The sequence below is a fragment of the Idiomarina loihiensis L2TR genome (assembly GCF_000008465.1).
In the GTDB taxonomy this organism is placed as follows: domain Bacteria; phylum Pseudomonadota; class Gammaproteobacteria; order Enterobacterales; family Alteromonadaceae; genus Idiomarina; species Idiomarina loihiensis.
In genome coordinates this window covers 535,157-560,217 of sequence record NC_006512.1, presented here as the reverse complement: position 1 = coordinate 560,217, position 25,061 = coordinate 535,157, and the positions used below count along the sequence as shown (strand labels likewise).

The window sequence follows — 25,061 nt, the reverse complement described above, 5'->3', positions numbered from 1 at the left end:
CAAACATCTTTCGATAATAGCTTTCCGTCTGTTTGTGTAGCCTGGCTCTTGTGCCAGGAACGAGAGCTCACCTGACACAAGTGTCAGGCTACGTGACCGGCGGAGTAAACCGGTATTGCCGAATCTGCCGGTTAAAATCAGCAATGCCTTCATCAGGTAACAAATGGGCTTTATGCGCTTCGATCGTATCTCTTGCTTCACCATAGTCCGCCCAGTCTATAGATGCGGTATAGCGTTGCAGTTGGTAGAACACTTTTACCAGGGTTTTAAAGTTTCTATCGCGAGTGGCTTTTCTAAGGCCGTTTAAGTAACTGTCTCGATGCACTGTCGGTACTATCAGTTTGTATTCGCCTGCTGCGTGCAGCTCAGCATTCATCATTATACGTGACAGCCGGCCGTTACCGTCGTCAAATGGATGACATTCTGACACTAAAAATTGCAAGAATATGGCTCTGGCTAGCCCCTCAGGCACAGACTTATAAATGGAAAATGCCTGCGTTAGTGTGCCTACGACATCATCTGGGCTTACAAAAGTGCTGCTACCGGCTTTGTTTACTTTCGATTTAAATCGCCCGGGGTTTTTGTCGGGGCGCTCAAACAAAAATTCGAAGTGACGGCGCTGCAGACTTTTAATTAGTTCGTCAGGTGTTTCGGGTGTAATGCTCATGCCTTGGTAGTCGACCACCTGGTCGTAGATAGAAAGAACATCATGACTGTCTGCATGTCGATTATTAATTTCACTGCGTTGGAAGACGATTTGTTCCGCCTCGTCAATCTCAAACTCTGTGCCTTCTATGTAATTTGAAAAATAACTTTCGAAAAAAGCGAGATGATTCCAACCAGACTTATTGTATTCATAAGGTAATTTGGGTAACTGACAGCGCTTAAGGTAATTGGCCAGGTCTTTAAACAGTGCAATGCGATGCACGTCAAACGGTTCTTGCTTAGCACTAGCCATGCCCACTTCGGTTTTTAATATCGATTCACCTGAATGGGTTGTCAACAAAGCGCTTATGATAGCATTTAATTTTTCAAACTCAGTTTCAAACCCCTGTCTATTGGCAAACACTCGTGCTTGGTCGCGTATCTGATTCAAACTATCTTCATTATTGGTTCGTTTAAGTTCAATACACAGGCGCTCCTCCACCCAACTTTGGCCCAGGCTCTTTTTTACTTTAGAGCGACTCACCGTTAAGTTTTCTAAATACTGACGAGCTGGTGCGGAGCGCTTCATTTCGGGCAAAAACGGTTCGACAAGGTCGCTGGTTGAACCCGGCCAAATATAAATAGTTAAAATGGACGCAATATCGATGGTTCTGCGCGCCGCCACGGCATCAGCGACAAACACGGTGCCTTCTACTGGACGTAGTTCATGAGCCGTTCTATAAGCCGCTATAGCGTTAGGTAGCAAATAATTAACTATCTTAGCCCAGTCTCTTAGAACCAGACTCGTTAACTCTTCGTAACTAGCATCAGTATAAACTCCCCGATACAGGCGCTTTAGCTCGCCCTTTTTCTCCCGGCGAGTCAATTCGCGACTTTGTTCTGTTGTTGTTGAGAAATACAATTCAGCCATAAAGCACCCGCTGCTTTTTAGTAGTAGACATAACTATAGCGCAAAAACAATAATTTGACATAACTGTCGCATTAAATGCCATTTAATACATAACTATAACACTAAAATTTGTAGACTGACGGCAGTCACCCCGTTATGTTTTCTAGGTTTTAATGTTTTACCATTTATAGGTTTTAGTGCGCTTTTAGTTGCGGCTAATTGAAAGTAAAGCTTCGGCTGATTGAAAGTTGACGCTGAATTTTTCAAAGAAAGCTACTAGACTCGCATTTTTCAAAAATCTGCTATACTTTGTTTAATCCAAAACAAGCTCATTGAGGGAGGTTCTATGACAGTTCCCGTAAAACAACCAACGGTGGTTATAGATAACAATGGAATGTTGTCGGTAAACTTAGCCAACGAAAAAGTTCGCCAAGCGATTATTGGACGCATCGACGAAAATAACGATGCTGTGTTGCGCGAATTACAGAAGAAAATTAATCAGAAACGCAAAGAGCAGGAGCTCACCGCTTAAATCTAGAAAGGAGGCCAAGGATGGTCGTTACTCCCCTTATTGTTCTACTTGTCTCTGTTTTAGGTTATGCAAACCTTAACTCCACCGAACTTGGCAAACTAAAACTTAACCGTCTAGTTCCCTCGAGGCTAGCTATTACATTGTTCATTAGCGGTACAGTGATTCTTTTCGGTGCTGTCTTCGCTACTTTTTTACTCTTGCTTTTATGGGGACTCATAACACTAGTAGTATCAGGTTCGCTATCTTCAGCATGGGTTGCAATGCAAACACTCACTGGTTCACCTGGAGGAGTTGAGCCCGACAAATCGTCAGTGCTTCTGCTTTTTACTATAGGTTTAGTAATTTCCTTTTTAAGCGTTACTAAATTTCAGAGTAAAGCGGATGCTAACTGGAAACAAAATAACAGTAAATTCTTAATACACAAGCTAGTCGATGACGAGCTCGAGTTGTTTCTGCTGAGAGCATTAGAAATGGATGACTTCATTCCTCATAATGGCGATGAATCTCCTGACAAACGAATGTTGGTACGAGTAGTATTGAGCAACCGAAAAGTCTATATCGGAAACCTAATTCGATGTGATATTACACGCGGTGTATGCAGTAATATTGTTTTAGTACCTATGCACAGTGGTTACCAAGACGAAAGCACCTTAGAGCTTCAACTGACTGAACATTATGAAAAACATTATTCGGCTGAGCTTTCGTCTGATGCGACTGAGTTGCAGATAAAAGATTTTCTTAATCAATACTCACTGACCATCCCCGTCCACCACTTAGTTACCGCCAGCCTGTTCGACTTAACTGCTTATCAGAAATTTTTAACCGAAAAGTTGAATTCGATGTAGGCCCATAATCAGCAATGGAAAGGAACCAACACATGGACGTAATACACCACGGCGCGTTTGAAGGGGTTACGGGCTCTTGCCACGAGCTTTTTTTAGACAGTGACCACTCACTTTTAGTTGACTGCGGGCTGTTTCAGGGGGCGGAAACCTCGGGTTCCGGCGCGAATTCTAACGCCCAGGAAATAGACTTTGATATAAGCAAGGTACAGGCGCTGGTAGTGACTCACTGCCACATTGACCACGTAGGCCGTTTGCCCTGGTTGCTTATTGCGGGCTTTGTCGGTCCCATATACTGCACCAAAGCTACCGCACTGTTGCTGCCGCTGGTTATTGAAGACGCCCTGAAAATTGGGTTAACCCGAAACGCCCAGATTATTGATGCGGTTATTGCGCGTTTGCATCGCCAACTGCGGCCTACGGCTTACGATAAATGGATTGAACTGCCTACTGAGTTTGCCTCTGAGCGCTTTAAGCTACGTTTTCGTCAAGCCGGGCATATTCTGGGTTCGGCCTACGTTGAAATTGAGAATGTGAGTACCCACTACCGCGTGGTGTTCTCTGGTGACTTAGGCTGCAAAAATACGCCACTACTGCCCGACCCTACGCCATTAGAGCGTGCTGACTTTCTGTTGCTGGAAAGCACCTACGGCGACAAAAACCATGAGTCCCGCATTGATCGGTCTCAGCGGTTAAAGGCGGTAGTTGAGCGTTGTGTGGAGAACAAAGGCGTTATTTTAATTCCGGCTTTTAGTATTGGTCGCACTCAGGAGCTGCTGTACGAACTGGAAGACATTATTCACACCGCGCGTGAGCAGGAAGCTGAAACCGGTGAGGTGAATAAAGTTTGGCATAAAATGACCGTTATTCTGGATTCCCCGCTGGCTGTGCAGTTCACAAAACAATACCGAACAATGAAGAATTTATGGGACGAAGAAGCTCGCAAGCGTTTAAGTGATGATCGCCATCCGCTTAATTTTGACCGCTTGCTGACGGTAGATGAGCACAGCGAACACGAGCGCATTGTGAACCTTTTGCAGAGTAGCGGTGACCCTTGCATAGTCATTGCTGCCAGCGGTATGTGTACCGGCGGACGCATGCTTAACTACTTAAAAGCTTTATTGCCCGACCCTCGCACCGATGTGCTGTTTGTCGGGTATCAGGCAGCGGGTACGCCTGGGCGGGATATTCAGCAATATGGCCCGGACGGCGGTTATGTTGAGCTTGACCACGAGCGGGTCTGGATTAAAGCCGGCATTTATACCTTAGGCGGCTACTCCGCCCACGCCGACCAGCAGGAGCTGCTGGACTTTATTGACGCCACCGAAGAACCGGTTAAGCGCATACGGTTAATTCATGGCGAAGCCGATGCACGGCTGGCACTGGCGGCTAAGATCCGCGAGCGGTATGGGGTGAGTGTCACCTGATGTTCACGTCAGGTGGGATATTGGAACAGCGTAAAGTTTGTCACCAAAAGGCAGGACTTGCTCCCCGTCGTAAAAAACAATCCCACCAGCGAAGTCACCTTTACAGGCATCTTTAAGTCTAATCAGGCCTTTGAAGTCTGACTGCTTTACAGTTGCCGCCGCTTTTACTTCTATACCTGCCTTTAAACGGCCTTTCTCAATGATAATATCAACTTCCACTTTGTCCTTGTTTCTGAAGTGGTAGAACTTCAGATCCTCATCATGCCAACTCGCATGTTTTCTAAGCTCCTGATAAATGAAAGTTTCCAGCAATTGTCCCAATAATTCTTTATCTTTCCAAAGCTCGTCAGCATTTACCCCCAGTAGTGAACTAGCAAGCCCGGTATCCGATAGATGCAACTTTGGGGTTTTTATAAGGCGGCTAATTCGATTGCTGTGCCAGGGAGATAATTCCTCAATAAGAAATATTTGTTCAAGTAAGGCCAGGTATTCACGAACCGTCGGGCGACTAACAGAAAATGGAGATGCTAGCTCACTGGAGTTAAACAGCCGTCCTGTTTGTGAAGCGGCCAACGAGAGCAGCTTTGGCAACAAGTTGACGTTTCTAATGTTCGCTAAGTCCTTAATATCTCTTTGTAAAATAGTTGTAATGTAACCTCGATACCAAGCATTGCGACGTTTAGCTGCTTTTCTTTGAATGGCTGCAGGGTAGCCTCCTTGGACAAGGATATCGGCCAGTGAGCTTCCCAGCGAAGCAGTTTTTTTATTAGTGACAGCGGAGAATAAGCTTTCGGAAAATAGAGACGCCAGAAAGTTAGGTTTTTGGCCTGTAATTTCGCACTGAGCTAGCGGTCTTAGGTGTATAATTTCCATTCTTCCAGCAAGAGAGTCGGACAACTGAGGTAAGAGTAGAACATTGGCAGATCCCGTTAAAATAAACCGACCAGGCACCCTGTTAGCATCTACGCTCTCTTTTATTGAGAGGAAAAGTTCAGGAACGCGCTGAATTTCATCTAATATAGTTTTCTCAGGCAAGCTTTTTACAAAGCCAACAGGATCAGCTTTTGCTGCGCCCAATTGGTTTTCGTCATCGAAAGTAATGTAGGCATAACCCAGCACTTCACCAACAGATTTAGCAAGCGTTGTTTTTCCGCATTGTCGCGAGCCATGTATGAGTATAACGGGAGTGTCTTCTAGAGCGTCTAATAGACTCTCCTTTGTATACCGCTCAAGTAAGGGTTTATTCATCAGCGTCGCCACCTTTAATTAAACTTCGACCAATTGTAAGTCAATCTACGTCCAATTGAAAATTTATAATCGTCCAATTGAAAGTTTATAATCGTCCAATTGAAAACTACATGGCGCTTATGCGCGAAAGCTAACACGTCCTCCCGGGTGACTTGCCCAATACGATCAAAACGTTCAACAATGTAGACCGGTTCCGGGATGTAATCGATAGCAACACGTGGAACCGTTAATGAACAGGACGTTTGGTGCCGGTATCGATATGCGCTTCTTGCCGCAAAAGAAGCGACGGAGTGAGCGGAAAGGCATTCGGCTTACTGAGCCAGTCGAGGGCGTATTCAAATGCCCATAAGCCATTATGCTCCCGCAGTTCGCCGACAATATTATCGTTGATATAAACGACAAGACGGCGTTCTTCGACAAGTGAACTACTCATGATTGAGGCGTCCGGTTAATTCAGTGAGCTTGTCGCCCGAAGCGCTGTCAGGAATGTCTAAGTAAACTTTTATGCCAAGTGCATTTAGTACATTTAGGGCCTTTTCCAGTTGCACTGTTGGCTTGCCGTTTTCGAATTGACTCACAAAATTAATACCACAGCCTGCAAAAGCGCCAGCTGTTGTCTGATCCAGCTTTTGCTGTTGCCGCACAACTTTCGCTACTTTTCCAATGACCTTTGTGTTTTTCGCCTCTAACAACATAGCAGCTCCTAATTCACGCAATCGAGTGAATGTAGCCTGACATTTATGTCAGGGCCAATATCTCACCTGACATAAATGTCAGGCTACATGGCGTGCATGTCAGGTACATGGTGGGCATGTCCGGCGACAAGGCGGGTGGTCACCCCCACTCAACAACAACGGGTTGTTCGAGGTAGGGGTTGTGGTGTGCGCGCAGGCTTTCTTTGGCTGCTTCTTCGGAGTTTAGTCCGTGGTCGATGCTGCCGTCGTTGTAGCGCAGGGCGAAGGGCTGGTTAAACGGCCGCGAGCGCACGCAGTCATAAAAGGCTTTCAGGGTATGACAGGTTGTCGCTGTCATTTTGCTGTTACTGGTGTTGTCACTGGACATAGTTCACCTCGCGCGTTCAGTCGATGCAGATTGATCCACTGTTGTTCAAAGAGTTCGTTAAAAGCGACAGCCTTGGCCAGCGCCCGCTGAATGGTGGCTTCGTCGGCTTCGACAATAACCTGCAGGCGCATGGGCCGGTGCACAAAATCACTACCGTTATGCACCGACTGCCAGGCCAGCCCCTGGCGCAAGTCGCCACCGTTGCCTTCAAAAACGCCAATGTCGTTAGCTACCCGGTTATGCAGCAACTTATTACCGCTACCCAGTTGTTTGGGCTCGGTTACTGAGCAGTAGTACTGCCAGTTTATCCAGTTAGCGACCAGCCCCGGAGCGCTCATGAGCTGAGCCAGCAGCTCTCCGTCAGGGTCATTGATACTGTTGTAGTCGTGCAAAAAATTACTGCCGATGGTATCAGCCGAGGTTAGCCGATCAGCCTGTCCGAAAAATAAGACGTTGTTGTCAGCCAGCCCCCATTCCGGGCGTAGTTCAGCCCAATGGCCGGAACGTGTTTTACGGTCTTTTTCTGACTCGCCGCAGGCCTGGGTTAGCTTTTCTGTTGCTGCGCGGAACACTTGTTTGACGCTGTCCGGAACAGTATTGGACAGCCAGATAACCTTATCGGTTACGGTTTCATGCATAGCGGAATGGAACTGAGTAGCGTCGGGAATAGCAACGCCCTGCTCGCGTAAATGCTCACGAATATTCTGATTATTAAGCAGCCGTACTAACACCCGGGCACTTAACGCACCGGTTTGACCACCGCAGGCGCCACAGTTAAGTCCTGCTCGTTGAGCATTGTTGCTGTGATGCGATCCATGCCCGACCAGCACAATATGCCTCGCGAAGCGGGTAAACTGCATTCCGGCCAGAGCCTGCTGACAAATGCCCACCAGCGATTCCATTGACGCCTCGCCGTTGTGCTCACAAATGCTGCCGTCGGCAATATACGCATTATTAGCCGTAGCCAGTTGTCCGGGCACACCAGTGAGTAAGGACTTCAGTTTACTTAACCCCAGCGCCTCTACGCCGCTAAACATGGAGACCGGCGCATTGAACATATTGCTTAATAAGGAACCAACCGATTGCTTACGCGCCGGTGCTTTAATGTAGTACGCCGGTTGCAGTAACCCCGGTACATGAGGAACATCGCGACCTTTGCGCTGAATGGCCAGCGGCACACCGAAGAACCCGGCAAAGCCTTTGCTTTGTACGTAGCTGCCCAGGCTTTTTCCGGCCTGTTCAAGCGCACGACGATAACGCTCTGAGCGCACGTCGATACAAAACACTGCCTGCACGTCCGGCGCGTTGCTCTCTTCTACTGTGTCGGATTTAAACTGCAACCTGTTTAGCTGCGAGCGTTCGTAAGCCGCCTGCCATTGCCACAATAAGCTGTTGTGCTGCTCAATATGAGCCACCTGCCCTTCACAATTTTCAACTTGTGCGCTAAGCGCCTGCTGCAGCTGCTGATAAACCTTAGTATTGGTGCGCTCGGCCAGCTGCCACAGAATATATTCCCAGGCCAGCCGAATGCACAGCAGTTCGAATACCCACTGGCTGTCCTGACGAGCGTCCTGATAGGAAAATGCCGCGGCCCAACCCCATAAGTCACTGATAAGCGCCTGGCTGTAACAGCGTAGAGCGTAATCTGACGCGTCACTTAAAAAGTTGTCATGGCACACTTGAATAAGCTTGTGTGGGTCATCCGGCAATTGTGCGAACAATTCGGTGAGTTCAGCCTCGTCCATTAAGGTTTCAATGCCGCGATCGGCACGCGAAATAGTCAGCCAATGCTGATACAACGAACTGTCTTTACCGGCCTGCTGAAAGCGGGTTGGAAACTGCATGAATAAGCCACAGGTTTGACTAATTTGCAGCACCACCTCGTCGTTCCAGCGCATTTTGCGGCGGCGCCGCGTGTATTTGTCCACCAACCGGCTGAGGTTACGCCACTGCGGCAGTTGCGCTTTTAGCAGGGAGCGCTGCTCCAGCTCGTTTACCATTTTGTTGGTGACCAGCGCTGCGTCTATTCGGTTTTGCTGCCATTGTTGCCAGTAAAAGTCCGGGCTCATGAGCAAACGTGTTCCGGCACTGTAACGCCAGTGCGCAGCAACACCGGCTACCGGCTGTTGGCGGTAATGCCAGAAGGGGTTAACCGCTATCCACTGAGACAACGGCCACTGCGGCGCAATGGCTTTACTCACCTGCCCGGCAATAGTCGCTAAACGATTCGCTGTGCTCATGAGTGTTTCTCCCGCTGAATGCGACCCTGCCGCTGATAGTAATGAATGGGGTGGCTGGGCCAGAGCCACAGCACCAGCCGCGTTAACCATTCGTCTAGATACAACCCGGCGTTTAGGGTAATAAACCAGCGCTGGCTAAGCCGATGCGATGGCGTGTGATGCACCAGCCAATAAGTAAAGGCGAAGACGTTGAACATAAGGGTTACCGCGGGTTCCAGCCAGACACTGCTGAACGGTGGCTGCGGCTCAATAACCTGATGCGCCAACGCACCCAGCAAAAGGTAAACTACGACAGTTAACGCCGACACCGCAATTCGCAGCAGCTTCTGATGCAGATTCATCCATAAGGTGGTGAGCGCCATGGCGAGTAACGCCGACGGAAGCCATTTAGGGTTACCGAGAAACCACCAGCAGGCGGCGGCAATAATGCCCTGAAACGCTATAAAGACAACACCAATACGCCACAACGACCGGGCCTGAGGCTGCTTTATTATTGCGACTTCGCTTACCGACAAAAACGCATAGGCTTTATAAACCGAGTGCGCCACCAGATGCAGTAAAGCTAAGTCGTAATAACCCAGACCAATTTCCAGCAGCATAAGCCCCATTTGCGCGCTGGTAGACCAGGCTAAACGCACTTTTATGCTAATGCGGGTGGCCATAATAAGGGCGGCAAAGCAGCACGACGCCGCCGACACCAGACACAGCAGCCATACGGCCGGCGCGCTGTTACTCCATAGTGGTACGGTTGCCAGCAGCAAAAAACCGCCCAGGTTAATAATGCCGGCATGCAGTAAAGCAGAAACCGGGGTTGGTGCTTCAACCACCTGAATGAGCCAGCCGTGCAAGGGTAGCTGGGCGCATTTAATGAGAGCCGCCATAACCAGACACAGCGCGGCAATGTGCTGAGAAAGGTGCGTGGGGGCAGTGCCGAACTGCTGCAAAACCGTGTCCAGCTGCAGACTGCCGGTGGTTAAGTACATAATAATAAACGCCGTGCCCAGAAAGGTTTCGGAGCAGCGTGCCAGAATGAATTTTTTGTGCGCAGCCAGTACGGCGCGGTCGCGTTCGGGGTAGAACATAAGCAGGCTGTGCAACTGCAGGCTTATTGCCATCCAGGCGGCGAAAAAGACAATAAGGTTATTGCTGACAATAAGAATGAAGACCGCTATAAGGCAGCCAACCAGCTTGGTGACGAATGAGCGGCGGCGCGGATCCAGCCGGAAATTTCTGAAGGCGTAACGCGTAACGACCCATGCTAATACTGCAACCAGCACCAGTAAAACCGGTCGTATGCCCGATAGTGTCAACCATTCCGCCATGAATGCGCCTCGTGTGTCTTGTTTGGAGCAATTATGGGTGCTGGCTTGATGTTAAGTAAAATAGATATAAACTATAAATTCATTCGTTTTAAGTGAACGGTTGGTGAGCCCGATGAATTATAAGCACCTTTATTACTTTTGGCACGTGGCAGAAAACGGGCATTTAACCCAAACCGCGCAAAAGCTTCATGTGTCGCAGTCGGCGTTGTCGGCGCAGATAAAACAACTGGAAGAGTGGCTGGGTACGCCGCTGTTTGAGCGCACAGGGCGTAAGTTGGTACTGACTCAGGCCGGATACATTGCGCGCCAGTATGCCGACCGAATTTTTCACGAAGGTGAGAACCTGGTTAACCAGCTAAAGCAAGGCATGGACGGCAGTGATTTGGTTGTGCGCATTGGTCATGCCTCGACTATGTCGCGTAACTTTGTGGAAGCTTTTATTCACGAGCTGGTGCATCAGCAGGACGTTCAGTACCGGCTGCATTCTATGACGCCGGATCAGTTATTTAATGAGCTGGCGGATCATCAAATTGATATTGCGCTGGCCAATACCAGTGTGCGCGGCAGCGACAAGCAATTGTGGCAGAGCCGTTTACTGGCGAGGCAGCCGGTGTCTGTTATTGGGCCACCGGGTCGTGACATTGAGCAGTTAACCGATGTGGCTTTGCGCAATAATAACTGGGTGTTACCGCCGGAAAATATGCCGCTGCGGGCGGCGTTCGATATGCTCAGTGCGGAATACAACTGGCAACCGCGGGTGCTGGCCGAGGCCGACGATATGGCGATGCTGCGGCTGTTAGCCAGGGATACCGGCGCGCTGGCGGTGATTCCGGACGTTGTGGTTCGGGACGAGTTGACCAGCGGGCAATTGAAACGCTATTTAACTCTGCCCAATGTGTTCGAGCATTTTTACGCCATAACCCTGAAGCGCCCATTCGAACACCCCATGGTCGCCAAGCTGCTGCAACGGTTTGTTTAATGTTACGTGAACTACACCCACCGAATGGGCTGGCGGCCGTGTTGCTGTAAATAATCGTTGGTTTTGCGGAAATGGTTGGCGTCGAAGAACCCGCGATGTGCTGACAGCGGCGATGGATGCGGTGCGGTCAGTATGCAATGTTTGTTGCCGTCAATAAGCGGTATTTTCTTCTGCGCATGCGAGCCCCAGAGCAAAAACACCACATGATCGGTTGCGTCCGACACCTTGCTGATAACGGTATCGGTGAAGGTTTCCCAGCCCCAGCTGGCATGACTGTGCGCATTACCCTGCTCTACCGTAAGTACCGTATTCAGCAACAACACACCCTGCTCGGCCCAACTGGTTAAATCGCCATGCTGTGGCAATACCGTGTCCGGGTAGTCTATGGCTATGGCTTTAAACATGTTACGCAGCGACGGCGGAAACTTGACGCCTTCGGGTACCGAGAAACTCAAACCATGCGCCTGACCGGGGCCGTGGTATGGGTCCTGTCCCAGAATAACCACTTTAATGTTTTCCGGGTCGGTGAGCTTAAGTGCGTTGAAGACGTCTTCTTTGGGCGGATACACTACGGTTTCCTGCCGCGCCTGCTCTACCCGCTGCCACAGCTGCTGAAAATAAGGCTTCTGCTTTTCTTCGGCTAAAAGAGTGCTCCAGGGCATGGTCTTATTCCTTTGTTTTGTGTCAGGCTACAACTCCTGATAACTCAACTGTTTTACGTCAACTTCGCTTAATAATTTAGCCAATGGTGCTGAAAAATGCTCGGGTGTTTTCTGCTCCAGCTTCACGGCCATAACATTCTGTTTGTTGCTCAACCAGCGGATGGTAAACAAGGTTGAGCTGACGTCACCGACATAAGTACAGGACTCGGGAAACTGCGGCAGCAGCAACTCAAACCCAACCCGATTGTCGATATGCACCAGCTCCGGATGCTTTTGTTTAAAGTGCTCAATATAGTTTGACCGCGGGTGAGCTTTTAACGCTATGCGGCTTTTCTCGGTCTTGCGGCTGAAAATATCCACCATTCTGTCGAGGTGTTCATTCACGTCTTTATAGAAAGAATCACCCGTTAATATAATAACGTAATCGACATTCTTTAACGGCTCTATGTCAATATCCGCCAGCGCCAGCAGGTTCTTATTAAACTCATCGAACTCGGGCAGTTTAAACGCCTCTTTTGAAATAGGCTCAACTTTCTTGTTCCGCAAAACCGGGTGTATCAACTCTGGGAAAGTTGCGTGAATGGTCGATATCCACTTAGACGCACCTATCATCTGCGGACTGCTCCACCACATACCGTAAGCCAGCTTCTTCAATAAAGGGTCGACGTAGTTGTGCACAAAGCTGTGCATGTGCCGGTGCCCCAAATAGGTTTGGGTTCCTTCATCCAGATAATGGCCTTCGGCACTGTTTTTCCCGCGGTTCGCCAGGTGCATAGTGTACTGAAACTCAACGCTTCGGTCAGAGCCGGTATAAACCCGCGACGGCGGCAGTTCTGCAACCAGATTGGCCAACCTTTTTAGTCGTGCTTTACGCTTACTGAGCTTACTTTTTACGTGCGCATCGCTAAAGCTAATAACGGTTTCAAAAATAGAGCTGTTTTCCAGCGCCTGAGTAAATAACAGACGATTGCTTTCAAGGTAGTAATCGATAACCGCAACGTTAACATCGTCTTTATGACTCAGGGCCGTAGTGACACTGAACAGCAAGTGCAGAGGCGATGAAATAAAATAGTAATTAACTTTTTTCACGTTTGTCCCAGTCTACAAAAACTTTTTGCTTGGATATTGCCCAGAACGCTTCCGATCGCAAGGTACTGATAAAGCCCTCTGCGCTATTGCCATCACCAAATTCCGACGAAGGCTCGAAGCGTTTGGTTTTAAAGGTTTTTATGGCTTCTAAAATAGCCGGAGTCTGCTCTTCTACGTTTAAGATAGACTCGGCTGTAGCCCGGCTTTGCTGTCTGCTGCCCAGGTTAATAGTGGGTATGCCGTAAAACGGCGCTTCGCGAACGCCAGCGCTTGAATTACCGATGATCATATTGGCGTTTTTCAGCAGCACCAGAAAGTACTCGAACCGAATACTGGGGTAAATGCGAAAACGCGGATGGTTCTCGCAGCGCTTTAACTCCGCCAGAATGGTGTCGGTGCCGTGGTCGTTATTGGGGTACACCACCACAAAGTTTTCATCACTTTCCAGCATGGCATCAACAGTCGATTTGATATTCGACTCCAGCGACTCAAGCTCGGTGGTCACCGGGTGGTACATAAACACCGAGTAGTCTTTAAACGCAATGTCGTACTTTTCTTTTACAGTCTCCAGCGAAGGCAAATTCGGTGAATTCATCACGTCGAGGTCGGGTGAGCCGATGGTAAAAATGGACGACTTCGCCTCGCCCAGCTGCACCAGTCGCTCCTGCGCTTCGCTGTTAGACACAAAGTGCGTGTGCGCCATTTTGGATATGGAGTGACGAATAAGCTCGTCAATGGTGCCCGACACCTCGCCGCCTTCAATATGAGCCACTAGAATGTTGTTCAGGCTACCCACAATGGCACCAGCCATGGCTTCTACCCGGTCGCCGTGAACCACAATCACATCCGGGTTATTCTCGTGAATGTAGTCCGACAAACCGGTAATGGTTTTAGCCAGAACCACGTCCATGGTGTCGTTTTTGGTCTGGTTAATGTACTTATAGCTGGAAGCTATTTTCAGGCGCTCGACTTCTATGGAAGTCATGCCGTAGCGGGACATCATGTGCATGCCGGTAATAAACAGCTGAACTTCAAACTCGTCCGCTTTATCGGTGACTTCAATTAAACTTTTCAGTTTGCCAAAGTCGGCACGGGTACCGGTTACGAAAAGCACCTTCTTTTTCATTACTGAACATCCTCAGAGCGCAGTTGAACATCGTTTTCAATGTCTTGTGCGGCGGTTTTACCCATTAAGTTTTCGTAGTCGTCTGCCAGGAACTGACCGGTTCCCGGACGTTTAACCCATAAATTGTCCTGGCTAAAGGTTTCACCTTTTTTAATGGGCTTAATGGTCACAACGCTGGCGTAGGCAAAGTCGATGGTTACCTGCTCTTCAGCTACTGCGCCTTTCTGGCCGCCGCGCATGGCTTTCATGCGCTTGGACTCCTGAATTAACGAACGGCACTCTTCGGTGTCCATAGAGCAGTTAATGTCCGGTCCGGTACGCTGTTTGTGGTCGGTAAAGTGACGCTCCAGAATAGAGGCACCAACGGCTACGGCGCCCAGGCAGGCTAGATTATCAATACTGTGGTCAGACAAACCGACAACCGCGTCGTCAAAAGCGTCCTGCAACTGGTTCATAGCACCTAAACGGATTAAGTTATCCGGCGTTGGGTACACGTTGGTGCAATGCAACAGCGCATACTGCACGCCGTGCTTACGGAAAATATCAACGGCTTTAGCAATAGACGGAATGTCGTTCATGCCGGTGCTGAGAATAATGGGCTTTTTGTACGAAGCGACAAGCTCCAGCAACGGATAGTTGTTACATTCGCCAGAGCCAATTTTATAGGCTTCAACACCCATGCGCTCTAAACGCTCGGCGGCGGCGCGGGAAAACGGCGTACTGATGAATATGGCGCCTTTGCTTTCAACGTATTCTTTCAGCTTGGTTTCGTCTTCTTCGTTCAGCGCGCAACGTTCCATAATTTCGTAGATAGACACGTCGGCATTGCCCGGAATGACTTTCTTCGCGTCGGCGCTCATTTCGTCTTCAACCACGTGAGTCTGGTGCTTAATAATTTCAGCGCCCGCAGAGACTGCAGCGTCGACCATTTCATAAGCGGTTTCCAGGCTGCCTTCGTGGTTAATGCCTATTTCAGCTACCACAACCGGGTCGTGGTCGTAGCCAATTTCGCGTGAGCCAATTTTCATTACTGGGTGTTTTTCCGGGGTGTTAGCCATGTTGTGTTTTCTCCATAATCTGTTCGGCAAGTTGCAGGTCACTTGCTCTGTCAATGTCGACAGACGCCTCTTCGCTCATAATGTAAGGGTAGACATTTTGGCGCGGAATACCGCCGCCAGCTTCGAAGGCTGCTGTACTAAATATATAAATGGCACCGTTGGGATGAACGGTACGGGGAAGATCCTGACGACGCATATAAGGCGCGTCCAGGCTCAAAAGACCGGATAGTGACCCGTCTGAATTCAATTTGTAAGCTTTTGCAGCAGAATGCACCGGTTCAATAACACTTAAAACGCAGCTGGCGTCGCTGTCTGCATAAATACGGTAGGCTTCGTCAATATGCTGTGCCGACCTTAACGGCGACGTAGGTTGCAGCAGCGTTACGCTGTTAAGGTTAAGTGACTGCTTTTTTAAGTAATTAATGGCGTGTGCAATAACTGGTTCGCTGCTGGTGTCGTCCTGTGCCAGCTCCGCCGGGCGCGGAATAACCTGAGCTCCGGCCTGTTGACTGATGTCGGCAATGGCCTGGTCTTCTGTCGACACATAAACAGCGTCAACCGACGCAGCCTTTTGTGCGGCCAGTATGGTCCAGACAATAAGCGGCTTACCGTTCAGTAACGCGATATTTTTCCCGGGTAGCCCTTTCGAGCCACCGCGGGCGGTTATCAATGCAACATTCATTCGTTTTGTTGACCTGACGACTTAAAAATATCGCGTAGTTTATCACGTTCTACCGTGACTTAGTCTACCTGAGTTATTCGTCCCGGTATTTTTCAAACCAATGCAGAATATAAGCTACTTTGTTCATCAGGTTACTGGGCCGCGCGTAAATACCGTGGCCTGAGTCCTGAATGCGAACCATAGCGGTGTCCACACCTTTCAATTTCAGTGCCTGATAGTACTGCTCGGTTTCTGACATAGGCGTACGATAGTCGTTTTCACCAGTCAGCAGCATGGTTGGCGTAGTCACATTGCCGACATAGCTGATAGGCGAATACTTCATGTAATGTTCCATATTCTCCCACGGCAGACCCGGGAACCAGTACTGATAGAAAAAGTTGTACATATCGGCGGTAAGCACAAAGCTGTACCAGTTAATAACCGGCTTAGCCACAACCGCAGCTTTAAAGCGGTCGGTATGTCCGACTATCCAGGCGGTTAGCACGCCGCCGCCACTACCACCGGTAACGTAAAGCTCGTCTTTATCGATAAAACCTTTGTTAATAACTGCGTCTACGCCGTCCATTAAGTCGTTGTAGTCGTGGCTGGGGTAGTTGTGGTGAATTTCATTGGCAAAGTCCGAACCATAACTGGTACTGCCCCGCGGGTTGGTATAAAGCACCACGTAGCCGGCCGCAGCAAACAACTGAATTTCAGCCGCGAAGCGAGGACCATAGTTAGTGTGCGGACCACCGTGAATTTCCAGCATTAGCGGATAATCTTTGTCTTTATCGAAACCCGGCGGATAGGCTATCCAGCCCTGCAGGTCGATGCCGTCAACACTCGATTTATAGTTAATTTCTTCTACTTTAGCTAACTGCTTGTGCGCCAGCGCGTCCTCGTTTAACCGGGTGAGCTGCTGTACGTCGCCGTCGTCCCACAGTGCCAGCTCCGCTGGACGCATTGGGTTGGAGATGGTGAACGCTATGCGGTCACCTTTGGCTACGCTGAAGTCACCTCCGCCATATGGCCGGGCATAAGACAGACCGCCGACTCTGTTGGTCAGTTGGGTATGATCTCCGTCTAAGTCGGTGCGCGCCAGCTGTCCGACCCCATTGTTGTCGTAGGTAAAGTAAACACCTTCGCTGTCGCGGTCCCATTCAAACCCGGTAACACTGTGGTCTAAGTCTCCTGTCAGCAGTTCGACGTCGGAACCGTCTAAGTCCATTACATACAAATTAGAGGCCTGAAAGCTCATTTTGGTGTCGTCATAACCGGTAAAAGCAATTTTTTCACCGTTTGGAGAGACTTTTGGCGAACCATCGGGGCCGTCACGCTCGGTGATTGCAGTAATTTCTTTGGTGCTTAGCGTTAGGCGATAAATTTCGCTGTTAACTGGCTGACGGAATGCGTCATCACGGCGGTTAGCTGAAAAGAAAATATGCTTACTGTCCGGCGACCACGAGAGTTGTCCACCGTGATTGAATTCTTCGTCTGTTAGCTGACGCGGAGAGCCACCGGTCGCCGGAATAACATAGATTTGCTGGTGTCCGTCTTTGGCATAACCACCGCCGTCATAACGGTAGTTGCCTTTATCGATATACTTAGGCGCAGCAGTCCAGTCGGCACCTTCGGGTTTGCCCGGTAAGCTGACCGGAGCCGGCTGTGATTTCGGTGTAAACATGGAAAACGCAATTTGGCTGCCATCGGGTGACCAGCTTAAGCCAGATGGCGCTTGTGTTAGCTGAGTAACTGCCGCGCTGTCACCGGAATCGACCCAGTAAATATGCACTTGCGGAGAGCCGGTTTCGGTTGATACGTACGCCAGGCGGTCGCCACTGGGTGACCAGACCGGCTGGCTTTCACTGCCCTGACTGCCGGTTAACGGGCGAATATCACCGTCTGGCAGGCTGGCCCATAAACGCCCCACTTTGCGATCGTTGTTTATGTCCATAGACTGACGAACAAATACTGTCCATTCGCCGCTGGGGTGAATAGTCGGTGATGATGCGTATTCCAGCGTGAAGATGTCTTCTAACTGGAGTTTTTCCTGGGCTGCGGCTGTGCCTGAAAGCATCAGCGCCGCCGCTGTTATTATCCATTTTTTCATTGTTGTTCTCCCGGAAAATGTAACCTGCCGTGATGTAGCCTGACATTTATGTCAGGTGAGATATTGTTCCTGACATAAATGTCAGGCTACATAATAAAAAAACCGCCTCAGTAGAGACGGTTTTATCGTGATTCACGGTGTGAATCAATGTATTAGAACGCGTATGAGAAGCTAACTGACGCATAATCGCGGTCAGAAAGCGGATCGAGTTCTTCATCAGAATACATGGTGTAACCTAAGCTAACCTTGTAGGTTGACAGGTAGTCGGCTACCAAATTCAAACCTAATGACTTACGACCTTCAATAAAGTTACTGTTAGTTGAGTAGCCGTTTACGTCATGGTTAAACTGAATAGTTGGGTTTAAACCCCAGCCCTGCCAAACGTTTGAGTATTCAAACTGGAAACGGGTGCGGTAACCCCAAGCCGTTGATGTTGCAAAACCTTCGCAGTTTCCAACCTGGCTTTGGAATTGTTGAGCAACACCACTAAGGCCAGCTTGTTCCGCTGCTCCAATTAGCGGGCTCATATCTGCTTGAGTTAAACACTTGCCATACAATGGAAGACGACCATAACGTTGTTCCTGTAGCCCAGGCATGTCGTGAACGTTATTCATCGCCACTTCGCCCACGAAAGTCATGCGATCAGAACCCCACAGACGGTCAACGAAACGCACAAAGCTTAACTGGGTTTGGCTAACATCTAAGCGGTCATAACCATGAGCTAAACCGTCACCGCCAAACGCGGTGTTATTAAAACGGTTTGAAAAAGTACTTGGCACATTTGGACGCAGACCTGTCGTTAAAATTTCGGTGGTGTTAATTTGCACAGGCACGCCATCTCTGTAGCTGTACTCACCTGAAACCGACCACAAGCCTAAGTTAGTACTAAAGCTAAAGCCATAAACTTCGGTGTCCTCAGGGTACTCGAGTACTAACCGGGGGCCATCAATAGGGTAGCCATTAGGAGAAGACCAGGTGAAACCAAGATCCAGAGGCGATACGCCTTGCTGACTAGCTCGAGGATCTTCTATCCAGTTATAAGCCGAAATAATAGGCGTGTTGTTATGCAGGTTAAGATAATAAACGCCAAATTCAGCGCCAAGATCTAACGAATAATAACGCAGGTTTGCACCCCACTGACCACTGTCAGAAGCTTCCAGGGTTGGATTACTGCCGATATAAGCACCTGCCTGTACCGATTCAAAGTCACTTAGGTAACTGTCAGGGTCGCCCTGAACTAATTGCGGGTTAAGCGTAACTTTGCCACAGCCTGAACCACCAATAATATCAACACTCGAGAAGTACGTACCACAGCCGTCCAGCTTGGTGTTATCCCACTCGTACTGGTAAAACGCTTCTAAGTTGAGTGAGTTGGTTAAACCAATGCTGGTGCTGAACATTCCTACGGGTAGCAAAGCTTCTTTAATTTCTGCACCAGGGCGACGTGCCGCGTTAACGTCTAACGGGTTAATGTCGTTAATGCCGTTAAAAATAAAGGTACTTTCACCCCAGCTTAATACCTGACGACCCAAACGTACGCTGGCTGGCATACTGCCTAAGTCGAAATTAGCGTAAACAAAGGCATCCAATAACTCGATACCTTTACCTTGTGAGTAATCGTCAAAGATATCGTCATTTAATTTGGTATCAGGATAATAATTGTTACCCGCGTGACCATGCGGCATATTTTCTTCTGAAACCACATGATCGTACCAATAGTTGAAACGAATAAAGGCACCATGACTGCCGCCATCAATGCTTAAATCGTGTACGCCTTTGAATACCGATGAGACTAAGTCACCTTTATCGAAGTTAAGGTTACCGTCGTCGCCGACACTAGAACCTGCCGTTCCGCCAGCCATGTTACCCGGATGAATCAGATGGTTAGCCTGATCTTCCATACGCCACGCTGCGCCGTAAGACAGAATAGAATCGAATTTAATTTCATAATCGCCGACTTCAAAGTCAGCTGCCTGGCCTGATGCTGCAAAGCTCAGTGCAATGGCCGTAGCCAGAGGAAGTTTTTTTAGCATAGTTGTTCTTCTTTTCATTGTGAGCCACCTAATCTTTTTAACTTGTTTGGCGGTTATGTCTGAATCATGTCCGATGAGTTAAAAATATGCAAGTATATGAACACGAAAATATAACAAGTTGTTAGAAAAAGTGCGGGGAAATGTCGCTACTGACGGCTAAAACTGCACGTCAGTAGCGATTTTAACAGCTCTATAGGCGTTAGATTTTGCTGTTTAATTCCGGTAGTACGTCGAATAAGTCGGCAACTAACCCGTAGTCTGCAACCTGAAAGATAGGTGCTTCTTCGTCTTTGTTGATGGCAACAATGACTTTAGAGTCCTTCATACCGGCTAAGTGCTGGATAGCACCACTAATGCCTACCGCAATATAAAGCTGCGGTGCAACAATTTTACCGGTTTGACCAACCTGCATGTCGTTAGGTACGAAACCGGCGTCTACTGCAGCGCGTGATGCACCTACGGCAGCGCCCAGTTTGTCAGCAACGTCTTCGAGCAGATGGAAGTTTTCGCCGTTTTGCATACCGCGACCACCAGAAATAACAATTTCTGCTGAGGTCAGGTCAGGGCGTTCAGATTCGGCCAGTTGTTCTTCAACGAACTCAGATTTGTCGTTGTTAAAAACAGAATCGATGTTTTCGACGTCGCCGCTACCACCTTCTTCTGCGACTGCGTCGAACGCTGTTGCACGAACGGTAATGACTTTGATTTTGTCTTCTGACTGCACAGTGGCAATAGCGTTACCCGCATAGATAGGACGCTTAAAGGTGTCGTCGCTTTCTACCGAGATAATGTCAGACACCTGCGCTACGTCTAATAATGCAGCAACGCGCGGCATGAAGTTTTTGCCGGTAGTTGTGGCCGGAGCCAGAATGTGACTGTAGTTTTTACCTAAGTCGGCTACCAGTTCGCTGATGTTTTCCGCCAACTGATGCTCGTAAGCTTCATTGTCTGCCAGGAAGACCTTCTTCACGCCGTCTGCTTTTGCTACGTTTTCAGCAACGGTTGAGCACCCTTTGCCGGCAACCAGTACCTCGATGTCGCCACCGATTTTCTGTGCAGCGGCTAACGTTTTCAGGGTTGATGGATCAACCGCGTTATTGTCGTGTTCTGCTACCACTAAGATGCTCATAATACTTTCGCCTCGTTTTTCAGTTTGTCGACCAGCTCATCTACGTCAGCTACTTTCACGCCGGCACTACGTTCCGCAGGCGTTTCAACTTTCAGTAGCTTAATAGTGCGCTTAACTTCCACACCCAGTTCGTCCGGAGTTGTGGTTTCCAGCGGCTTACGCTTGGCTTTCATAATGTTTGGCAACGACGCATAACGCGGCTCGTTCAGGCGCAGGTCGGTGGTGACAACCGCTGGCAGAGTCAGCTTAACGGTTTGCAGTCCGCCGTCAATTTCACGAGTGACATTAACAAAACCGTCGCCCACTTCCACTTTAGACGCGAAAGTGCCCTGTGGCATACCGGTTAAAGCACCCAGCATCTGGCCGGTCTGGTTGTTGTCTGAGTCGATAGACTGTTTGCCCAGAATAACCATGTCGGGGCCTTCTTTCTCTACTACGCCTTTTAAGATTTTGGCGGCAGATAAAGAGTCAGGCATGTCGTCGGTTTCAACCTGAATAGCACGGTCTGCACCTAGTGCTAAGGCGGTACGAAGCTGTTCCTGCACGGCTTTAGGGCCAATAGAAACAACAACCACTTCGTCTGCAGTGCCCGCTTCTTTCAAGCGTACGGCTTCTTCTACCGCAATTTCACAGAATGGGTTAAGTGCCATTTTGACGTTTGCCAAATCGACATCGGACTGATCTGGTTTAACACGCACCTTGACGTTGTAGTCAATGACGCGCTTAACCGCGACAAGTATCTTCATGTTGTCTTCCTTTTTCTGGAATGTTCTGAATGTTGGTATTTATTATGTTGCCATTATCCTAGACTGGCGTCGATCTCACAAGTTATGGGAGAATAAAACTCTATTGCCGTAAGGGAGAGTTTACATGGCCAGCTGGGAACAGCTTTTTCGTCACTTAGTTCAACAAGCTAAAAGTCTACCAGAATACCCGGCGGAATGTCGTGATGACGATCATCTGGTGGGTGGCTGCGAGGCGAAGGTGTGGCTGTGGCTGGATACCTCTGATGTGGAGGCAGTAGTGATTCGTTTTGATTCGGAGTCACGCATTGTGCGCGGCTTACTGGCGCTTTTGCAACAACGGCTGGACGGATGCCCTGTAGCGGAAATAGCGGCCTTTGATATTGACGCCTTTTACCGCGCCGAAGGCCTGGACAACGCGCTCAGCCCCTCGCGCAGCAACGGCCTGTACCAGGTAGCCAAAACCTTGAAGCTGCGGGTTGTTCAACACCGCACCTGATGTAAACATCAGGCTACGTGCACCCTGTAGCCTGACATTTATGTCAGGTGAGATATAGCCACTTAAAATACTGCCCAAATAATTAGATGACGACGTTGTGTTCAACATCGTCCCTGACGTAAACGTCAGGCTACAAGCCCTGCGTAGCCTGACATTTATGTCAGGTGTGATAACCGCTTCAGTAGGATAGCCGTGGCCTGCATGGCGAAGCTGCAAGTGACCACCATGGCGGCGCCAAAGCCGGAGCTGCAGTCCATGCGCATGGAGCCCGAACCGGGCTTCTGCAGCGTGACTTCGCCTTCTTGCTCACCGGAAATTATTGGATAGCGCAGCTGCTCTTCGGAATAGACACAGTCAACGCCCCATTTACGTTTGGGGTTCTTGGAAAAGCCGTAGTCGCGGCGCAGTTGTGAGCGTACCTTAGCCAACAACGGGTCTTGTTTGGCTTTGGCAAGGTCACCGACGCGGATCATACCAGGGTCTATCTGCCCACCTGCTCCGCCGCACACCACTATGCGTAACTTGCGACGCTTGCACCAAGCCACCAAAGCAGACTTAGTATTAACGCTGTCTATGGCATCGAGCACGGCATCGGCGCCGGTTAAGTACTCTTCAAAGTTTTCCGGCAGCAAATAGTCGTCAATTACCCGCACTTCGCAGTTAGGGTTAATGCTTTTCACCCGCTGCGCCAGTACTTCGCTCTTAAGCTGGCCTATGGTGTCATCGGTAGCCGGTAGCTGTCGGTTAATGTTAGTGACACACACATCGTCCAGGTCGATTAGCGTTAGCTTACCAATACCTGTACGCGCCAGAGCTTCCACCGCCCATGAGCCAACGCCGCCAAGCCCGGCGACCACAATATGTAACTGCTGAAACTGCGTTAACGACGCTTGTCCGTATACACGGCTTACGCCGCCAAAACGTTGATCCGGTACTTCTTCACTCATGGCTGGGTTGTTCACTCACATCGTAAATAATAATGCCCACCTGGTGCACTTCACCACGCGGGTTCTTCAGCGGAATTAAGGTGACATTCTGGTACATCCATTCACTCTGCCCGCTTATTGGGCGGCTGTGGCGAAAACGAAAGACGTAAGGACGCTGTTGCCAGGTAATAAACACCCGCGAATTTAACTGCCGCACCCGGTCAATTTTACGCTGAAACCAAGCCTCTTCGATACCCGGACAGCAGCGAAATAAGTTTTTATCGCGTACTTCACTAGGCCGCAGGCCACTGTGGTTCTGCATAAACTCGTTCCACATCTGAATGTTGTTGTCGTTATCAATAACCACAATACCGACATCAATGGCGCCCAGAATGCTCAGTTTACTGTGCAGTTCGTCCATATCGTCTATCATTCGTCGTCTCCCTGAAGCCAATGAGCCAGCTGCTGGTCAAGAATTTTAACCGCGTCGGCCGGAAATAACAGCAGTAAGTCGAAAGCCAGTTTGTGCTCCGGTAACTGATAACCTATTTCTATTGCCAGAATTTTCTGCCAGCGATGTTCGCCATGTTTAATTAATTCCCGCATTGACTGATGTTCGCCTAACAGCACCGGCTGCGACGCCGCAAATTCCACATGCAGTTGCTGGCCTAAGCCGTTTAAACACGCCGAGGACAAAATGGAGGCGACATCCATTAATGACTCTATGCGTTGCTGCTTAATTGAGCCGCTTTCACCAAGCTTAGCGCCCAGCAACTTGCCAATATCGTCGATAGAGGCGTCGTTAAACAGTGTTAGTGCTTCACCCAGAATACCGCTGCCGGAAAACCCCTGACTTACCGCGGCCACCTGCTTGTTGGTGTCGATAGACTCTATGGCCATGTGCAGCTCGGAAGGGGCGATAAAATTGACATTAGGTACAGGCAGTTCAATAAAGGTATCCAGCACCCGGGCTAAGTGATCACCTGCTTGCCCCATGGCAACGTTCGATACTTCCCGGTAAACATCCAGCGGATTCGCCGGAGCCTGTGGTGTTTCATCGGCCAGTTTAAGCTGACCCGCGGCCGGTTGGTACAAACCAAATTGCTGCAACAGAGTTTGTATGTCTTCTGGCTTCATGGGCTTTTTCACAAAAGCCATAGCCCCCAGCGCCTGCACACGCTTTTGAGCCTCGGGCTGAATGTCACCGGACACGACAATAACCAGAGTCTCTAGTTGCTCTTCTTTTATAGCCTGCAGAGTTTCGTAGCCGTCTTTTACCGGCATGTTTAAGTCCAGAAACAGTACTTCGGCGCGACCTTCGCGCAAGCACGTCAGCGCCTGCTCGCCGTGCTCCGCCTGGTGAACCTCTGCATCCCAGTCATCTGGCAGCGTGCGTAGTAGCTGCTTACGCGCCATTTTGGAATCATCGCACAGGGTGACTTTTAACGTCATAGATTCAGGCTCCCGGCCATTGTTGAATGCTTTTATTCTAGCGCAGGCCACAACCTGATGCCATTGCATGTGGATATACCCGCCGACGTAGCCTGACATTTATGTCAGGTGAGATATACCCACAGTTAAAATACCGCCTAAATAATTAGGCGATGTCATGTGTTCAACATCGCTCCTGACGTAAACGTCAGGCTTGTATCTGTCAGTGGCATTTGATTAGCTACCGAATGTCACAATAGGGGCTGGTGAGTCAGTACGTCAGGCAAGCATTTAATGCTGCGCCGTAGATTCAGACCCCAGCCCCATTTCTCTTAGACACTGAATGGTATCCAGGTCCCCATTATAAATGGTGAGGCCGTATGAACA

General features: G+C 49.2%; 24 protein-coding genes. 5 read left to right on the top strand and 19 right to left on the bottom strand.

The features are described 5' to 3' along the window. Window positions 1–88: 88 nt before the first annotated feature. Window positions 89–1,576: a Fic family protein gene (locus IL_RS02705; RefSeq protein WP_011233791.1), complete on the bottom strand. Its 1,488-nt coding sequence runs from the start codon at window positions 1,574–1,576 to the stop codon at window positions 89–91. A gap of 325 nt (window positions 1,577–1,901) precedes the next feature. Here IL_RS02705 and IL_RS02700 point away from each other — a divergent pair, with 325 nt between their 5' ends. The 3 genes from IL_RS02700 to IL_RS02690 are packed head-to-tail and all read left to right on the top strand — an operon-like array spanning window position 1,902 to window position 4,356. Then, window positions 1,902–2,087: a hypothetical protein gene (locus IL_RS02700; RefSeq protein WP_011233790.1), complete on the top strand. Its 186-nt coding sequence runs from the start codon at window positions 1,902–1,904 to the stop codon at window positions 2,085–2,087. A gap of 20 nt (window positions 2,088–2,107) precedes the next feature. After that, on the top strand, window positions 2,108–2,932 hold the full coding sequence (locus tag IL_RS02695; protein WP_011233789.1) for a hypothetical protein: 825 nt from the start codon (window positions 2,108–2,110) through the stop codon (window positions 2,930–2,932). Window positions 2,933–2,964: 32 nt separating this feature from the next. Then, window positions 2,965–4,356: an MBL fold metallo-hydrolase gene (locus tag IL_RS02690; protein WP_011233788.1), complete on the top strand. Its 1,392-nt coding sequence runs from the start codon at window positions 2,965–2,967 to the stop codon at window positions 4,354–4,356. A gap of 3 nt (window positions 4,357–4,359) precedes the next feature. Here the strand turns inward: IL_RS02690 and IL_RS02685 are convergent, their stop codons facing one another. The 6 genes from IL_RS02685 to IL_RS02660 form a co-directional block, all read right to left on the bottom strand. Then, on the bottom strand, window positions 4,360–5,604 hold the full coding sequence (locus IL_RS02685) for an ATP-binding protein (protein WP_011233787.1): 1,245 nt from the start codon (window positions 5,602–5,604) through the stop codon (window positions 4,360–4,362). Window positions 5,605–5,830: 226 nt separating this feature from the next. Continuing rightward, window positions 5,831–6,037, bottom strand: a complete 207-nt coding sequence (locus IL_RS02680) for a HipA N-terminal domain-containing protein (protein WP_016341275.1) — start codon at window positions 6,035–6,037, stop codon at window positions 5,831–5,833. Then, a complete protein-coding gene (locus tag IL_RS02675) occupies window positions 6,030–6,299 on the bottom strand; it encodes a helix-turn-helix domain-containing protein (RefSeq protein ID WP_011233786.1) in 270 nt (89 codons plus the stop codon). The genes IL_RS02680 and IL_RS02675 overlap by 8 nt, the downstream gene beginning before the upstream one ends. Window positions 6,300–6,438: 139 nt before the next feature. Then, window positions 6,439–6,666, bottom strand: coding sequence for a hypothetical protein (locus IL_RS02670; protein WP_227016342.1), 228 nt, complete (start codon window positions 6,664–6,666; stop codon window positions 6,439–6,441). After that, complete coding sequence (locus IL_RS02665; RefSeq protein ID WP_011233784.1) at window positions 6,633–8,906, bottom strand: putative inorganic carbon transporter subunit DabA; 2,274 nt, start codon at window positions 8,904–8,906, stop codon at window positions 6,633–6,635. Before IL_RS02665 ends, IL_RS02670 begins: the two co-directional genes overlap by 34 nt. Beyond that, a complete protein-coding gene (locus IL_RS02660; RefSeq protein WP_011233783.1) occupies window positions 8,903–10,228 on the bottom strand; it encodes an NADH-quinone oxidoreductase subunit L in 1,326 nt (441 codons plus the stop codon). Before IL_RS02660 ends, IL_RS02665 begins: the two co-directional genes overlap by 4 nt. 112 nt (window positions 10,229–10,340) lie before the next feature. On the opposite strand from IL_RS02660, the gene IL_RS02655 reads away from it, so the two are divergent. After that, the gene (locus IL_RS02655) at window positions 10,341–11,207 is read left to right on the top strand and encodes a LysR family transcriptional regulator (RefSeq protein ID WP_011233782.1); all 867 of its coding nucleotides are present in this window, start codon (window positions 10,341–10,343) and stop codon (window positions 11,205–11,207) included. 11 nt (window positions 11,208–11,218) lie between these two features. On the opposite strand, the gene ung is transcribed toward IL_RS02655, so the two are convergent. The 9 genes from ung to IL_RS02610 form a co-directional block, all read right to left on the bottom strand. Beyond that, window positions 11,219–11,869, bottom strand: coding sequence for a uracil-DNA glycosylase (gene ung, locus IL_RS02650; RefSeq protein ID WP_011233781.1), 651 nt, complete (start codon window positions 11,867–11,869; stop codon window positions 11,219–11,221). A 27-nt stretch (window positions 11,870–11,896) separates the two neighbouring features. Next, a complete protein-coding gene (locus IL_RS02645) occupies window positions 11,897–12,958 on the bottom strand; it encodes a polysialyltransferase family glycosyltransferase (protein ID WP_016341274.1) in 1,062 nt (353 codons plus the stop codon). Further along, window positions 12,945–14,084 carry a UDP-N-acetylglucosamine 2-epimerase gene (gene neuC, locus IL_RS02640; protein ID WP_011233780.1) on the bottom strand — a complete coding sequence of 380 codons (1,140 nt, stop codon included), beginning with the start codon at window positions 14,082–14,084 and terminating at the stop codon, window positions 12,945–12,947. Before neuC ends, IL_RS02645 begins: the two co-directional genes overlap by 14 nt. Continuing rightward, on the bottom strand, window positions 14,084–15,142 hold the full coding sequence (gene neuB / locus IL_RS02635; protein ID WP_011233779.1) for an N-acetylneuraminate synthase: 1,059 nt from the start codon (window positions 15,140–15,142) through the stop codon (window positions 14,084–14,086). Before neuB ends, neuC begins: the two co-directional genes overlap by 1 nt. Further along, window positions 15,135–15,824 carry a cytidylyltransferase domain-containing protein gene (locus IL_RS02630; RefSeq protein WP_011233778.1) on the bottom strand — a complete coding sequence of 230 codons (690 nt, stop codon included), beginning with the start codon at window positions 15,822–15,824 and terminating at the stop codon, window positions 15,135–15,137. The genes neuB and IL_RS02630 overlap by 8 nt, the downstream gene beginning before the upstream one ends. A gap of 73 nt (window positions 15,825–15,897) precedes the next feature. Further along, on the bottom strand, window positions 15,898–17,913 hold the full coding sequence (locus IL_RS02625) for a S9 family peptidase (RefSeq protein WP_011233777.1): 2,016 nt from the start codon (window positions 17,911–17,913) through the stop codon (window positions 15,898–15,900). A 152-nt stretch (window positions 17,914–18,065) separates the two neighbouring features. Further along, window positions 18,066–19,964, bottom strand: coding sequence for a DUF1302 domain-containing protein (locus IL_RS02620; protein ID WP_231378621.1), 1,899 nt, complete (start codon window positions 19,962–19,964; stop codon window positions 18,066–18,068). 181 nt (window positions 19,965–20,145) lie between these two features. After that, a complete protein-coding gene (locus IL_RS02615; protein ID WP_011233775.1) occupies window positions 20,146–21,075 on the bottom strand; it encodes an electron transfer flavoprotein subunit alpha/FixB family protein in 930 nt (309 codons plus the stop codon). Beyond that, window positions 21,072–21,821: an electron transfer flavoprotein subunit beta/FixA family protein gene (locus tag IL_RS02610; RefSeq protein WP_011233774.1), complete on the bottom strand. Its 750-nt coding sequence runs from the start codon at window positions 21,819–21,821 to the stop codon at window positions 21,072–21,074. The genes IL_RS02615 and IL_RS02610 overlap by 4 nt, the downstream gene beginning before the upstream one ends. A 124-nt stretch (window positions 21,822–21,945) precedes the next feature. Here IL_RS02610 and IL_RS02605 point away from each other — a divergent pair, with 124 nt between their 5' ends. Then, window positions 21,946–22,317 (top strand): SufE family protein, encoded by a 372-nt coding sequence (locus IL_RS02605; RefSeq protein ID WP_011233773.1) that lies wholly within the window; start codon window positions 21,946–21,948, stop codon window positions 22,315–22,317. A gap of 155 nt (window positions 22,318–22,472) precedes the next feature. Here IL_RS02605 and tcdA read toward each other — a convergent pair whose 3' ends face one another. The 3 genes from tcdA to IL_RS02590 are packed head-to-tail and all read right to left on the bottom strand — an operon-like array spanning window position 22,473 to window position 24,764. Then, window positions 22,473–23,264 (bottom strand): tRNA cyclic N6-threonylcarbamoyladenosine(37) synthase TcdA, encoded by a 792-nt coding sequence (gene tcdA / locus IL_RS02600; RefSeq protein WP_011233772.1) that lies wholly within the window; start codon window positions 23,262–23,264, stop codon window positions 22,473–22,475. Further along, window positions 23,257–23,676, bottom strand: coding sequence for a PAS domain-containing protein (locus IL_RS02595; protein ID WP_011233771.1), 420 nt, complete (start codon window positions 23,674–23,676; stop codon window positions 23,257–23,259). Before IL_RS02595 ends, tcdA begins: the two co-directional genes overlap by 8 nt. Continuing rightward, window positions 23,673–24,764 carry a response regulator gene (locus tag IL_RS02590; protein ID WP_237699334.1) on the bottom strand — a complete coding sequence of 364 codons (1,092 nt, stop codon included), beginning with the start codon at window positions 24,762–24,764 and terminating at the stop codon, window positions 23,673–23,675. The genes IL_RS02595 and IL_RS02590 overlap by 4 nt, the downstream gene beginning before the upstream one ends. Window positions 24,765–25,061: the final 297 nt, after the last annotated feature.

Bases quoted from the DNA above. Each gene is read 5' to 3' on its own strand.
- IL_RS02705 (WP_011233791.1), bottom strand. From the start codon at position 1,576: ATGGCTGAATTGTATTTCTCAACAACAACAGAACAAAGTCGCGAATTG.
- IL_RS02700 (WP_011233790.1), top strand. From the start codon at position 1,902: ATGACAGTTCCCGTAAAACAACCAACGGTGGTTATAGATAACAATGGA.
- IL_RS02695 (WP_011233789.1), top strand. From the start codon at position 2,108: ATGGTCGTTACTCCCCTTATTGTTCTACTTGTCTCTGTTTTAGGTTAT.
- IL_RS02690 (WP_011233788.1), top strand. From the start codon at position 2,965: ATGGACGTAATACACCACGGCGCGTTTGAAGGGGTTACGGGCTCTTGC.
- IL_RS02685 (WP_011233787.1), bottom strand. From the start codon at position 5,604: ATGAATAAACCCTTACTTGAGCGGTATACAAAGGAGAGTCTATTAGAC.
- IL_RS02680 (WP_016341275.1), bottom strand. From the start codon at position 6,037: ATGAGTAGTTCACTTGTCGAAGAACGCCGTCTTGTCGTTTATATCAAC.
- IL_RS02675 (WP_011233786.1), bottom strand. From the start codon at position 6,299: ATGTTGTTAGAGGCGAAAAACACAAAGGTCATTGGAAAAGTAGCGAAA.
- IL_RS02670 (WP_227016342.1), bottom strand. From the start codon at position 6,666: ATGTCCAGTGACAACACCAGTAACAGCAAAATGACAGCGACAACCTGT.
- IL_RS02665 (WP_011233784.1), bottom strand. From the start codon at position 8,906: ATGAGCACAGCGAATCGTTTAGCGACTATTGCCGGGCAGGTGAGTAAA.
- IL_RS02660 (WP_011233783.1), bottom strand. From the start codon at position 10,228: ATGGCGGAATGGTTGACACTATCGGGCATACGACCGGTTTTACTGGTG.
- IL_RS02655 (WP_011233782.1), top strand. From the start codon at position 10,341: ATGAATTATAAGCACCTTTATTACTTTTGGCACGTGGCAGAAAACGGG.
- ung (WP_011233781.1), bottom strand. From the start codon at position 11,869: ATGCCCTGGAGCACTCTTTTAGCCGAAGAAAAGCAGAAGCCTTATTTT.
- neuC (WP_011233780.1), bottom strand. From the start codon at position 14,084: ATGAAAAAGAAGGTGCTTTTCGTAACCGGTACCCGTGCCGACTTTGGC.
- neuB (WP_011233779.1), bottom strand. From the start codon at position 15,142: ATGGCTAACACCCCGGAAAAACACCCAGTAATGAAAATTGGCTCACGC.
- IL_RS02630 (WP_011233778.1), bottom strand. From the start codon at position 15,824: ATGAATGTTGCATTGATAACCGCCCGCGGTGGCTCGAAAGGGCTACCC.
- IL_RS02625 (WP_011233777.1), bottom strand. From the start codon at position 17,913: ATGAAAAAATGGATAATAACAGCGGCGGCGCTGATGCTTTCAGGCACA.
- IL_RS02620 (WP_231378621.1), bottom strand. From the start codon at position 19,964: ATGAAAAGAAGAACAACTATGCTAAAAAAACTTCCTCTGGCTACGGCC.
- IL_RS02615 (WP_011233775.1), bottom strand. From the start codon at position 21,075: ATGAGCATCTTAGTGGTAGCAGAACACGACAATAACGCGGTTGATCCA.
- IL_RS02610 (WP_011233774.1), bottom strand. From the start codon at position 21,821: ATGAAGATACTTGTCGCGGTTAAGCGCGTCATTGACTACAACGTCAAG.
- IL_RS02605 (WP_011233773.1), top strand. From the start codon at position 21,946: ATGGCCAGCTGGGAACAGCTTTTTCGTCACTTAGTTCAACAAGCTAAA.
- tcdA (WP_011233772.1), bottom strand. From the start codon at position 23,264: ATGAGTGAAGAAGTACCGGATCAACGTTTTGGCGGCGTAAGCCGTGTA.
- IL_RS02595 (WP_011233771.1), bottom strand. From the start codon at position 23,676: ATGATAGACGATATGGACGAACTGCACAGTAAACTGAGCATTCTGGGC.
- IL_RS02590 (WP_237699334.1), bottom strand. From the start codon at position 24,764: ATGCAATGGCATCAGGTTGTGGCCTGCGCTAGAATAAAAGCATTCAAC.